Origin of the sequence: Acidihalobacter sp. (assembly GCF_037381185.1) — a bacterium.
GTDB lineage: Bacteria > Pseudomonadota > Gammaproteobacteria > DSM-5130 > Acidihalobacteraceae > Acidihalobacter_A.
On record NZ_JARRQY010000006.1, the window covers coordinates 49,810 to 61,727 of the forward strand.

8 protein-coding genes and 1 pseudogene are annotated in these 11,918 nt (G+C 61.6%); all 9 read left to right on the forward strand.

Going from position 1 to position 11,918, the window contains the following annotated elements:
* Nucleotides 1-99 precede the first annotated feature (99 nt).
* A pseudogene (dnaE, locus tag P8014_RS02955) lies at nt 100-3,459 on the forward strand (DNA polymerase III subunit alpha); the annotation flags it as partial.
* Nucleotides 3,460-3,973: 514 nt separating this feature from the next.
* Nucleotides 3,974-4,927: an acetyl-CoA carboxylase carboxyl transferase subunit alpha gene (gene accA / locus P8014_RS02960; protein ID WP_337815814.1), complete on the forward strand. Its 954-nt coding sequence runs from the start codon at nt 3,974-3,976 to the stop codon at nt 4,925-4,927.
* 48 nt (nt 4,928-4,975) lie between these two features.
* Nucleotides 4,976-6,202, forward strand: coding sequence for a diguanylate cyclase (locus tag P8014_RS02965; protein ID WP_337815815.1), 1,227 nt, complete (start codon nt 4,976-4,978; stop codon nt 6,200-6,202).
* The gene (gene tilS / locus P8014_RS02970; protein ID WP_337815816.1) at nt 6,199-7,503 is read left to right on the forward strand and encodes a tRNA lysidine(34) synthetase TilS; all 1,305 of its coding nucleotides are present in this window, start codon (nt 6,199-6,201) and stop codon (nt 7,501-7,503) included. The genes P8014_RS02965 and tilS overlap by 4 nt, the downstream gene beginning before the upstream one ends.
* A gap of 104 nt (nt 7,504-7,607) precedes the next feature.
* Nucleotides 7,608-7,745, forward strand: coding sequence for a hypothetical protein (locus P8014_RS02975; RefSeq protein WP_337815817.1), 138 nt, complete (start codon nt 7,608-7,610; stop codon nt 7,743-7,745).
* An 11-nt stretch (nt 7,746-7,756) separates the two neighbouring features.
* Complete coding sequence (locus P8014_RS02980) at nt 7,757-8,113, forward strand: YqhA family protein (RefSeq protein WP_337815818.1); 357 nt, start codon at nt 7,757-7,759, stop codon at nt 8,111-8,113.
* Between the two features lie 56 nt (nt 8,114-8,169).
* Nucleotides 8,170-9,237, forward strand: a complete 1,068-nt coding sequence (locus P8014_RS02985; RefSeq protein ID WP_337815819.1) for a lipoate--protein ligase — start codon at nt 8,170-8,172, stop codon at nt 9,235-9,237.
* 160 nt (nt 9,238-9,397) lie between these two features.
* On the forward strand, nt 9,398-11,050 hold the full coding sequence (locus P8014_RS02990; RefSeq protein ID WP_337815820.1) for a CTP synthase: 1,653 nt from the start codon (nt 9,398-9,400) through the stop codon (nt 11,048-11,050).
* Complete coding sequence (gene kdsA / locus P8014_RS02995; RefSeq protein WP_337815875.1) at nt 11,047-11,895, forward strand: 3-deoxy-8-phosphooctulonate synthase; 849 nt, start codon at nt 11,047-11,049, stop codon at nt 11,893-11,895. Before P8014_RS02990 ends, kdsA begins: the two co-directional genes overlap by 4 nt.
* The last annotated feature ends 23 nt before the right edge of the window (nt 11,896-11,918 follow it).

Below are 11,918 nucleotides of genomic sequence, written 5' to 3' on the forward strand. Positions count from 1 at the left end.
GGCGCTGTCCTGTGTGCCATCCGCTTGTGCGCAGCCGGCCGGTTCCGCCTTTGTTTTTCACCCTCCGAAGTGAGGAAGTACGCGAGATGACTGTCTGACGCCGCGCAACGTCACGGGATCAAGCCCATCGTCGGTGTCGACACGTGGATTCGCCGCCCTCCCGCAGCGGGTGCGTTGGAAGCCGACCCACCGGGGCGCCTGTTGTTGCTGTGCCAGGACGATGACGGCTACCGCAATCTCACCCGCCTGATCTCGCGCGGTTACCAGGAAGGCCAGCACGGCGGTGTGCCGATGCTGGACTACGCCTGGCTGGATGGTGCCAGCGACGGATTGATCGCCTTGTCCGGAGGGCGTACCGGCGACATCGGCCGGGCGCTGCTGGCCGGCAACGAGGGTAACGCGGGCGCGCTGCTGGAGCAGTGGCTGGGGCTGTTCCCCGGCCGCTTCTACCTTGAGGTCCAGCGTACCGGACGCGAGGGCGAGGAGGATTATCTGCATGCCGCGGTCGATTTGGCTGCGGCGACCGATACGCCGGTGGTCGCGACCAATGATGTGCGGTTTCTGCAGTCGTCGGATTTCGATTCGCATGAGGCGCGCGTGTGCATCCGCGATGGCGACGTTCTGGCCGATCCGCGCCGTGTGCGGCGTTACAGCGAGCAGCAGTATCTGCGCTCCGCGGAGGAAATGCGGGCCTTATTCGCGGACCTGCCCGAGGCGTTGGAGAACAGCGTCGAGATCGCCAAGCGCTGCAGCGTCAAACTGACTCTGGGCAAGACGGTGCTGCCGCAGTTCCCCGTGCCGGAAGGCATGAGCACAGAAGATTTCCTGCGTCATGAGTCGGAGCAGGGGCTGGCGGCCCGTCTGGACATGCTGTTCGATCGGACGGCGGTTGATTTCGACAAGCGCACGGCGCCGTATCACGAGCGTCTGGAACGCGAACTCGACATCATCATCCAGATGGGTTTTCCGGGCTACTTCCTCATCGTCGCCGACTTTATCCAGTGGGCCAAGCGAAACGATGTGCCGGTGGGGCCGGGGCGTGGTTCGGGAGCGGGTTCCCTGGTTGCGTATGCGCTGAAGATAACCGACCTTGATCCAATGCGTTACGACCTTCTCTTCGAGCGCTTTCTCAATCCGGAGCGCGTGTCGATGCCCGACTTTGACGTCGACTTCTGCATGGAGGGGCGCGACCGGGTGATCGACTACGTGGCCGAACGCTACGGCCGCAACCAGGTGTCGCAGATCATCACCTACGGCAGCATGGCAGCCAAGGCGGTGGTACGCGACGTGGGCCGTGTGCTCGGCCATCCCTACGGTTTCGTCGACCGGATCGCCAAACTCATCCCCTTCGAAATCGGCATGACGCTGGAGAAGGCGCTGCAGCAGGAGGAGGAACTGCGGCGCGCTTGCGAGGAAGAAGAGGAAGTCGCCGCCTTGATCGAACTGGCGCGCAGCTTGGAGGGGTTGGCGCGCAACGCGGGCAAGCACGCCGGCGGCGTGGTCATCGCCCCCAGCGCGCTGACGGATTTCACGCCGCTGTACTGCGAAGAGGGTGGAGGGAGCCTGGTCACCCAGTTCGACAAGGACGATGTCGAGTCGATCGGTCTGGTCAAGTTCGACTTCCTCGGCCTGCGCACGCTGACTATCATCGACTGGGCGGTACAGAACATCGATCGGCGTCGCGGCGAGGGCGAGGAGCCGCTCAACGTCAACCTGCTGCCGCTGGACGATGTTGCGACCTACGATCTGCTCAAACGCCATCAGACTACGGCGGTGTTCCAGTTAGAGTCCAACGGCATGCAGGAGCTGATCAAACGCTTGCAGCCGGATAATTTCGAGGACATCGTCGCGCTGGTTGCGCTGTACCGCCCGGGTCCGTTGCAGTCGGGCATGGTCGACGACTTCATCAACCGCAAGCATGGACGGGCCAAGGTCGAATACCCGCATCCCGCGCTGGAGCCAATCCTCAAGCCGACCTACGGCGTGATCCTGTACCAGGAACAGGTCATGCAGATCGCGCAGGAGCTGGCCGGCTACACGCTGGGCGGCGCCGACCAGCTGCGCCGTGCCATGGGCAAGAAGAAGCCCGAGGAGATGGCCAAACAGCGCGCAATCTTCATGGAGGGAGCGGTCGGGCGCGGCGTGAACGCGGATGTTGCGACCTACATCTTCGATCTGATGGAGAAGTTCGCCGGCTACGGCTTCAACAAGTCGCATTCGGCCGCCTACGCGCTGCTGTCTTATCAGACCGCGTGGCTCAAGGCGCACCATCCGGCCGCTTTCATGGCGGCAGTGCTGTCCGCGGACATGGACAATACCGACAAGGTGGTGAATCTGATCGAGGAATGCCGGCGCCTCGACCTGAGCGTATTGCCGCCGGACATCAACCGTTCCGATTACCGCTTCACCGTGCTGGACGAGAGCACCATCCTTTACGGTCTGGGAGCGATCAAGGGGGTCGGTGAGTCGGCCATCAGCAGCATGCTGGAGGAACGGCGAGGCAACGGTGAATTCGCCGATCTCGACGATCTGTGCCGGCGCATGATCGGCCAGAAGGTCAACCGACGCGTGCTGGAAGCGATGATTCGCGGCGGCGCTCTCGATCCGCTCGGTCACAACCGAGCCTCGCTGATGGCGCATCTGCCGGAAGCCGTTCAGGCCGCCGAGCAGCATCGGCGGGATGCGGATTTGGGGCAGGTGGATTTGTTCGGCGCGCAGCCGTCGGCTGAGCTGAGCAGACAGCCCGAACGGTTGCCCGAGTGGGCGGAAGACGAACGCCTGCGCGCCGAGAAGGAGACGCTCGGGCTTTATCTGACCGGGCATCCGATCGACCGCTATACCGAAGAACTGCGCCATATGGTGACCGCTCCGATCGAGACTTGGCTACGCGACGATGCCGGCGACAGCGGCCGTGGACGAGGTGAGCGCAAGGAGCGCATGGTCATCGTCGCGGGTCTGGTGGTAGGTCTGTCCGTTCGTAACGGGTCATCGGGCCGCTTCGCGTTCGTGACGCTGGATGATCGAACGGGGCGGCTTGATGTCGGCGTGTTCGGAGAGGAGCATCAGTCCTATGCCGACCTGTTGGTCAAGGACAGTCTGCTGGTGATCGAGGCCGGAATCAGCGTCGATCATTTCAGTGGCCGTCAGCGCGTGACGGCAAGGCGGATTTTCAGCATCGAACAGGCTCGTGCGCAATTCGCCCGAGATCTCGAACTCACCGTCAGCAACGAAGGTAGCCTGAATGGTTTCATCGGTGAACTCGAGCACATTCTCAAACCGTTTCGCCAGGGGGGCTGCCGTATCAACATCCGCTATCGCAACCGCTGGGCCCAGGCGCGTCTGGCGTTGGGCGATAATTGGCGGGTGCGGCCCAGCGATGAACTGCTTCATCGGCTGCAGATGCTGGCCGGCGGCGACAACGTTCGGTTGCGGTATGCGAATGGGGAGCAGGGACGTTGATGGAATGCCACTCTGAATAGCTCTTCGTTCAACGGCGGGGCAGGGGTGCGAGCGTGATTCAGCTCCCGAGGTGTACGGGCTGCGCTGCAATCACCGGTTCTCGGGATCTCCGTTATCCTTAGAGTCTGTTCACATTATTGCGTGGTGTGCCGTTGCGTCTGCCCGAGCGTCAATCAAGGCGAGAGGAGAGAAGTTTGGCTACTCTAAATATACGACAAGCAACGCCGAGTGGCGCTTAGGCGGGCACAACCCGAAGAACCCCAGGCCACTTGTCGGGCGCCAGGGCGTTGCCGTTCGCGCATGTAACTCGGGCTATAAAGCACTTTCGGGGTCTAGCGGGTCACGAAAAGCGGCTCCTGCAATAATGCAAACAGAGGCCCTAAAGATCTTGGCAGGGAGCCTTGGATTTTGCCTTCACCATCCGCTCCGATAGCGGGGTCTAGCCTGACATTGGTAGACTCGGCGCGTACAATGCGCCATCTTTTCATAAGCACAAGCGGACGACCCAACGCGCATGAACCCTGATTTTCTAGACTTCGAACAGCCGATCGCCGAACTTGAGGCCAAGATCGAGGAGCTGCGGTACGTCGGCAATGACAACGAGGTCAATCTCGGCGAAGAGATCGCCAAGTTGGAGAAGAAGGCTCGCGGATTGACTCAGTCGATCTTCGCCAATCTGACGCCATGGCAGGTTTCGCAGGTCGCCCGTCATCCGCGTCGTCCGTATACGCTGGACTACATCGGGCATTTGTTCACGGATTTCGAGGAACTGGCCGGCGATCGCGCCTATGCCGACGATGCGGCCGTTGTCGGCGGTCTCGCGCGTTTTCGCGACCATCCGGTCATGGTAATCGGTCATCAGAAGGGGCGCGACACCAAGGAGAAGGTCAGGCGCAACTTCGGCATGCCTCGCCCGGAAGGCTACCGCAAGGCGCTGCGTCTGATGCAGATGGCAGAGCGGTTTTCGCTGCCGATCATGACCTTTATCGACACGCCCGGCGCCTATCCCGGCGTCGGTGCCGAGGAACGGGGCCAGAGCGAGGCTATCGCGCGCAATTTGTTCGAGATGTCGAAACTACGCACGCCGATTATCTGCACGGTGATCGGCGAAGGCGGTTCTGGCGGCGCGCTGGCGATCGGAGTCGGTGACCACGTGATGATGCTGCAGTACAGCACCTATTCGGTGATTTCGCCCGAAGGCTGTGCCTCTATCCTCTGGAAGAGCGCGGAGAAGGCTCCGGATGCTGCCGAGGCCCTGGGCATTACCTCCGGGCGGCTGCGCTCGCTGGGACTCATCGACGAAGTGATTCCGGAGCCGGCGGGCGCCGCGCACCGCGATCCGGAAACGATGGCCACGCATCTTGGAGAGGCTCTGGAACGGACGTTCAACAAGTTGCGCGAGCAAGGCGTCGAGAAGCTGTTGGAACGCCGTTATGAGCGGCTCATGAGCTATAGCGCTCTTGGCTGATGTTTTGCCCGGACAATGATCATCGCGGGGCCCGATACTCAGCATTTGTTGGATAATCTCCCAGCCGGGGTCGTTCTGTTCGTCGGCGACCGCATGTGCTACATCAATCCTGCGGGGGTGGTCTTGCTCGAGGGTGACAGCGCCGAGGCATTGATCGGCCGCTCGGTCATGGAGTTCATCCACCCGCTGGATCAGGCCCGTATCACCGCTCGCATCCGTCGCGCCGAGGCGAGGCGTCAGCACAATCCTCCCACCGAATTTCGCATTCACACCGCCAAGGGCAAGCTGCGCGTCCTGGGGCTGACCAGCGTGACGCAGCCCGTCGGCGACACAAATGGTTTATTGGCGGTGTTTATGGACATGACGGCCCGCTCCGAGATGGAGCAGCGCCTGCGTGAAAGCGACGAAAACTTCCGCAGTATGCTGGAGAACATGCAGGACGTTTTCTATCGCACCGATGCTGAGGGTATCACGCGTCTGGTCTGTCCTGCGGTGCGCAATGTGCTTGGCTACGAAGCGGAGGAGATCATCGGGCGTCCGGCGGCCGACTTCTATCCCGATCCTGAAGATCGTGAGGCTCTGCGTGAAATTATTCTGCGGGAAGGTGCAGTACGGGATTTTCCCGGACAGATGGTATGCAAGGACGGCCGAGTCATCGATATCTCGATCAGCACCCGAGCCTTGTACGACGAGGAGGGAGCCTTCGTCGGAGTCGAGGGAATCTGGCGCGACATCACCGAGCGCCGTACGCTCGAGCGCGAACTGGAATATCGCGCTACCACGGACGAACTCACCGGGATCGGTAACCGCCGCACGATTCTGAACCAGATCGACGATGCAATCCGGCGATGTCGTCGGTATCAGCGGTCGTATGCGCTGCTGTTGCTCGATCTGGACCATTTCAAGATTTTCAACGATCGCTACGGCCATATGTTCGGTGACAGGGTGCTCAAGCACTTCACTGCCGTGGTCAGCGCGCAGTTGCGGAATAACGATCGTTTCGGACGTCTCGGAGGTGAGGAGTTCTGCGTGCTGTTGGAGGAGGCCGGGTTGGATGAGGCGGAAGAGGTCGCCAGCCGCATTTGCCGCGCTGTGCAGGAGGCTCCATACAGGGACGCGGAAGCTGGAAGTCTCGAGGTGACGGTCAGCATCGGAGCGGCATACTGCACAGCAGGGATGGACACCAGCGTTTCGCGTCTGCTGGAGTGGGCCGACCGGGCGTTGTACAAAGCCAAGCAGTCGGGGCGCAATCGGGTTCATTGGCAAACGCAATGAGCGTGCGAAGCCGCGTGGAGAGCTTCGATGCGGAAGCGCTGGCGTTCGAACTGCGAAAGCTGCCCGATAGCGGGCGATGGTTGATCGGTTTCAGTGGCGGCGCGGACTCCTACGCGCTGTTGCATGCGTTGACCTCGCTCGACGGTCTGGGCCGCGAGGTGATAGCCCTGCATGTTCACCATGGGCTGCAGCCTCAGGCCGAAGAATGGGCCTTGAGATGCGCAGACGTGGCCTGCCAGACCGGCGCGCAGTTTCAGCTGCTGCGCGTGAGTGTGCAGCGGATGTCGGAGCAGGGGCCCGAGGCGGCAGCACGCTCGGCCCGCTATGAGGCTCTGGCGCAACAGATGCGTCCGGGAGACGTCGTGCTGACCGCGCATCACCGCGACGATCAGGCTGAAACCCTGCTGCTGCAATTGCTGCGCGGTGCCGGGCCAGCGGGTCTTGCCGGTATGCCTCCCCTCGTACCGTTCGGAAAAGGCTGGCACGCAAGACCACTGTTGGGTCAAACGCGTGAGACATTGCAGGAATACCTGAAACGTCGGGGTTTGGGGTGGATCGAGGATCCTTCCAACAGCTCGCTCGACCCCGCACGCAACTATCTGCGTCACCGGATCATGCCGGCACTCCAGGCGCGCTGGCCTGCTGCAGGACGCACGCTTGCACGCGCCGCCGGGCATCAGGCCGAAACTCTGGAACTGACGGCGACCCTGGGGCGGGTTGATATGGAGGCCGTTGCGGCAGATGAACCGGGGGCGCTCAGCGTATCCGCGCTGCGTGTGCTGAGTCGAGCGCGCTTGCATAACGTTCTGCGAGTCTGGTTGACGGACAAGGGGCTTCCTGCGCCCAATGCCGCGCGCCTGGAGCAGGTGCGCAGTCGGGTGCTCGCGGCCGCGACGGACGCGCAGCCGCACCTGCGCTGGCCTGGCGGCGAATTGCGCCGCTATCGGGGTGCGCTGTACGCTATGACACCGCTGTCCCCGCACGACCCCACTCAGGTCATCGACTGGGATTTGAACGGGGATCCGCTTGATCTTCCCCACCTCGGATGCAGGCTTTGCGTGGCCGATTTGCGTGCTGATGTCGAAGGTCTAAGACGGGCGGGGCGGGCGATCAGTATTCGTTTCAGGCGCGGGGGCGAGCGCTGCCGGGTTAGGGGCACGGCGCATTCGCGTGCACTGAAGTCGATGCTGCAGGAAGCCGGGGTGCCGCCTTGGGAGCGTGACCGTATCCCCTTGCTCTATGTGGGGGAGCAATTGCATGAGGTGATCGGTTACTGGTTGTGCGAAGAGCTGGATTCGTGAACGCTATCACGCTACAGCGATAGCGCTCACCAATCCCAAGCAGGCAGAGGTTCTCGGCGGCATGAAGTGGCTCGAAGCAGTCTCCGAAGGTTTTTCACTTGGTGATGCCCGTCGCGGTAATCACCAGTCTGGCATTGGCGCTGGCGATGTTCTACGCGGCGACGGTGGGTGCGTGGTACATGATCCTGCATTTGGGGCACTACGCTTCGCCCGACCTGGGCAACGCCGGCGTCCCGGGGTGAGGGCTTCCACCATGGCCCACGTGGCCGGTATCCTTGGCGGCTATCTGCTGGTCACCATGCCGCTGATATTCGCGCCGAAGCTTTATGAGTTTTTCGCGAGCAAAATCGACGAGGCCGAGAACTCCGAAATGGGTTCGCGCGTGTTGTTCATAAAAAGCCCGAAAGACTTGAAGGCTCGATTGGGCAAGGTCGTGCTGATGAATTCTCATCGTCAAATTGTTCGAACACGCCTTGGGGATACATTTCGACAAACCGCTGGACATGCTCTATTTTGCCGGTGGCATAGCGCTGGTTGGTCTGGCGCTTTATTTTCCCATACCGCTGATCACAAACCTTCGCCAAACGTGGATGAAGTGAGGCGGCACTGAAAATCCCTGCGCCGGAGCGAATGATCCCGTCCGGCGCTTCGCCCAGGGAGGTTCCGATGCATCCGCTACGTGTGCTCGACTTTGGCCCGCTGCCGGCGCTGCGGTCGCAGGCGGTTTATCATGGCGTGGCGAGCGCCATGCGTATGAACGACACGCCGGTGTTGAGTCTGGCGTTTCCTCGAGAGCCGTACGTTTGCGTCGGCGCGCATCAGAATATCGAACAGGAGGTCGACGAAGACTACTGCTCGATGCACGGGCTGCCGATCGTTCGTCGCTACGTCGGTGGCGGTGCGGTCTACCTGGACCATCACCAGTTGTTCTTTCACTTCATTTATCCCGAACAACACGGTCTGCATCTCGCCCAGGAGCTTTATGAACTGTTCATCGAGCCAGTGGTGCGCACCTATCGCCGCTTCGGCATCCAGGCCGAGATGCGTCCGATCAATGATATACAGGTGAACGGCCGCAAGATCGGCGGCACCGGGGCTGCAACTTTCGACTCGGCCATTGTCATGGTGGGCAGTTTTATGTTCGATTTTGATGCCAAGCACATGAGCCGCTGCCTGCGCGTGCCGTCGGAAAAATTTCGCGACAAGCTCTACGACAGCCTTAGCGAGTACATCACGTCCTTCAGACGCGAACTCGGCATGCCGCCGGAGCGCGAGGCGGTCAAAGAGGCCTTTCTCCAAGAGGTGGAAACGAGCCTGGGGGCGACGCCGGTGCCGTCCCAGCCCACGCCGAGGGAGCTGAAAGCGATCAATGAGTGGGAGCAGCGTATGCGCGATCCGGAGTGGAACTATCGTCGAGGGCGCCGTTTCACGCCCGGGCGGGTGAAGATTTCCAACGATACGCATATCGCGGAGGCATCCCACAAGGCAGCGGGCGGGCTGCTGCGGGTGCGTATGCTCGTGCATGACGGAGTCATCGCCGGACTCGAACTCAGCGGCGACTTCACTTGTTTACCGGAAAGCGGGGTGGAACGGCTCGCCGCTGCATTGGTCGGCGCACCGCTGGAGGACGAGGGCTTGCGTTCAAGCCTGGCGCGGGCGCTTGCCGAACTCCAGCTCGATATGCCAGGGATCACTCCCGAGGACCTACTGATGGTGATGCGGGCTGCGCGATGAAGCCGTACGCAGCACGAGGTTGGATCGGAATCCGTTCCAACAACCCTCCAGGGTCTGCGGAACAGGTTCCTCAATTGTGGGCACGGGTGCAGTTTGGTAAACTCGCGCGCCATAAATCTTCTCTCGAACATCCCCTTCTTTCGCCCTCAGGCGCAAATTTATGACACGTTTTGTCTTCATTACCGGCGGAGTGGTTTCCTCCCTGGGCAAGGGTATTACGGCCGCTTCGCTGGGCGCTGTTCTGGAAGCCCGGGGGCAGAGTATTTCGATGCTCAAGCTGGACCCTTATATCAACGTCGATCCGGGCACCATGAGTCCGTTCCAGCATGGCGAGGTATACGTCACCGACGACGGTGCGGAGACCGACCTCGACCTCGGACACTATGAACGCTTCGTGCGTTTCAAGGCGACCGAGCGCAACAACTTCACGACTGGCCAGATCTACGAGAACGTTATCCGCAAGGAACGCCGCGGAGACTACCTGGGCGGTACGGTGCAGGTCATCCCGCACATTACCGATGAGATCAAGCGTTGTATCCGCGAGGGTGCGGATGACGCCGATATCGCGCTGGTGGAGATCGGCGGTACGGTGGGAGACATTGAGTCGCTGCCGTTTCTTGAGGCGATTCGCCAGTTGGGCGTGGAGCTGGGGCGCGAGAACACGCTGTTCATTCACCTGACTCTGGTGCCGTATCTGCCGACTTCCGGTGAAATCAAGACCAAGCCGACCCAGCACTCGGTCAAGGAATTGCGTTCGATCGGCATTCAGCCCGACATCCTGATCTGCCGCAGCAAGGAAGCGTTGCCGGAAGGGGAACGGCGCAAGATCGCGTTGTTCACCAATGTCGAGGAAAAGGCGGTGATCTCCGCCATTGATGTGGACAACATATACAAATTGCCCCTCTGGCTGCATGCTCAGCGCCTCGACGAACTGGTGGTAAGCAAGTTCCATCTCGATGCGCCACCGGCGGATTTGTCGGACTGGAAGAACGTGGTCAACGCCATGGAATTCCCGGAAGCCGAAGTGGTGATCGGCATGGTCGGCAAGTACGTCGATTTGAAGGAGTCCTACAAGTCGCTCAATGAGGCTCTGACCCACGCGGGAATCCACACTCAGACGCGAGTGCGCATCCGTTACATCGACTCGGAACAGATCGAGGTGGATGGCACCGATCTGCTCGCCGATCTCGACGCTATTCTGGTTCCCGGTGGCTTCGGCAGCCGAGGCATCGAGGGTAAGATCCTGGCCGTGCAATACGCGCGCGAGCATAAGGTGCCCTACCTGGGCATCTGTCTTGGCATGCAGGTGGCGGTGATCGAGTTCGCCCGCCATATCGCCGGGCTCAAGGGTGCGAGCAGCACCGAATTCGACCGTGACACGCCGCATCCAGTGATCGCCCTGATTACGGAGTGGCAGGACCACACCGGCCGTATCGAGCGCCGCGACGAGGAATCCGAGCTCGGCGGCACCATGCGTCTCGGCGCCCAGGAGTGCAGGCTTGAGCCGGGCAGCCTGGCGCATCGAGTCTACGGCAGTGACGTGATCGTCGAGCGCCACCGCCACCGCTACGAGTTCAATAATGTGTATCGCGAGCCGTTGAGCGAGGCGGGCCTGGTCATATCGGGAACGTCCATGGATGGCTCGCTGGTCGAGATGACCGAACTCAAGGATCATCCCTGGTTCCTCGGCTGCCAGTTCCATCCCGAGTTCAGGTCGACGCCGCGCGACGGCCATCCGCTGTTCAGCGGCTTCGTGCGCGCCGCTCGCGAGTACCACGGCGAATGCAAGACCAAGACGGCGAAGTCGGCATGAAACTGTGCAGTTTCGAAGTCGGCTTGCAGCATCCGCTGTTCCTGATCGCGGGGCCTTGCGTGATCGAAAGCGAGGCGCTGGCGCTGGATACGGCGGGACAGCTCAAGGAACTGACGGACCGCCTGGGTGTTCCGTTCATCTACAAGTCCTCCTTCGACAAGGCCAACCGTTCGTCCGGGGCGAGTTTCCGCGGTCCGGGCATCGAACAGGGGCTCACGATCCTGGACAAGGTGCGCAAGCAGATCGGCGTGCCGGTGCTGACGGACGTGCACGAAGATACGCCGCTGGGCGAGGTCGCGGCGGTCGTCGACGTGCTGCAGACGCCCGCCTTCCTGTGCCGCCAGACCAACTTCATTCGCAACGTCGCCAGCCAGGGGCTGCCAGTCAATATCAAAAAGGGCCAATTCCTCGCACCCTGGGACATGCGCAACGTGGTCGACAAGGCGCGCGAGGCCGGAAACGAGCAAATCATGGTCTGTGAACGTGGCGTATCCTTCGGCTATAACAATCTCGTCTCTGATATGCGCTCCCTCGCGGTAATGCGCGATACCGGTTGCCCGGTGGTCTACGATGCCACGCATTCGGTGCAACTTCCTGGCGGCCAGGGGACGGCCTCGGGCGGGCAGCGAGAGTTCGTCCCGGTGCTGGCCAGGGCCGCCGTTGCGGCGGGCGTAGCCGGCCTGTTCATGGAGACCCACCCCGATCCCGATCGGGCATTGAGTGACGGTCCGAATGCCTGGCCACTTGCGCGCATGGCTTCGTTGCTCGAACTTCTCGTTGCGCTCGATGCGACGGTCAAGGCGGCGCCTCTGGCGGAAGCCGATCTGACCGCGACAGGCGTTTAACCGTTCAGCAGGATTTGGCAAGG

Bases quoted from the DNA above. Each gene is read 5' to 3' on its own strand.
- P8014_RS02985 (WP_337815819.1), top strand. From the start codon at position 8,170: ATGCATCCGCTACGTGTGCTCGACTTTGGCCCGCTGCCGGCGCTGCGG.
- tilS (WP_337815816.1), top strand. From the start codon at position 6,199: ATGAGCGTGCGAAGCCGCGTGGAGAGCTTCGATGCGGAAGCGCTGGCG.
- P8014_RS02980 (WP_337815818.1), top strand. From the start codon at position 7,757: ATGGCCCACGTGGCCGGTATCCTTGGCGGCTATCTGCTGGTCACCATG.
- P8014_RS02990 (WP_337815820.1), top strand. From the start codon at position 9,398: ATGACACGTTTTGTCTTCATTACCGGCGGAGTGGTTTCCTCCCTGGGC.
- accA (WP_337815814.1), top strand. From the start codon at position 3,974: ATGAACCCTGATTTTCTAGACTTCGAACAGCCGATCGCCGAACTTGAG.
- P8014_RS02975 (WP_337815817.1), top strand. From the start codon at position 7,608: ATGCCCGTCGCGGTAATCACCAGTCTGGCATTGGCGCTGGCGATGTTC.
- kdsA (WP_337815875.1), top strand. From the start codon at position 11,047: ATGAAACTGTGCAGTTTCGAAGTCGGCTTGCAGCATCCGCTGTTCCTG.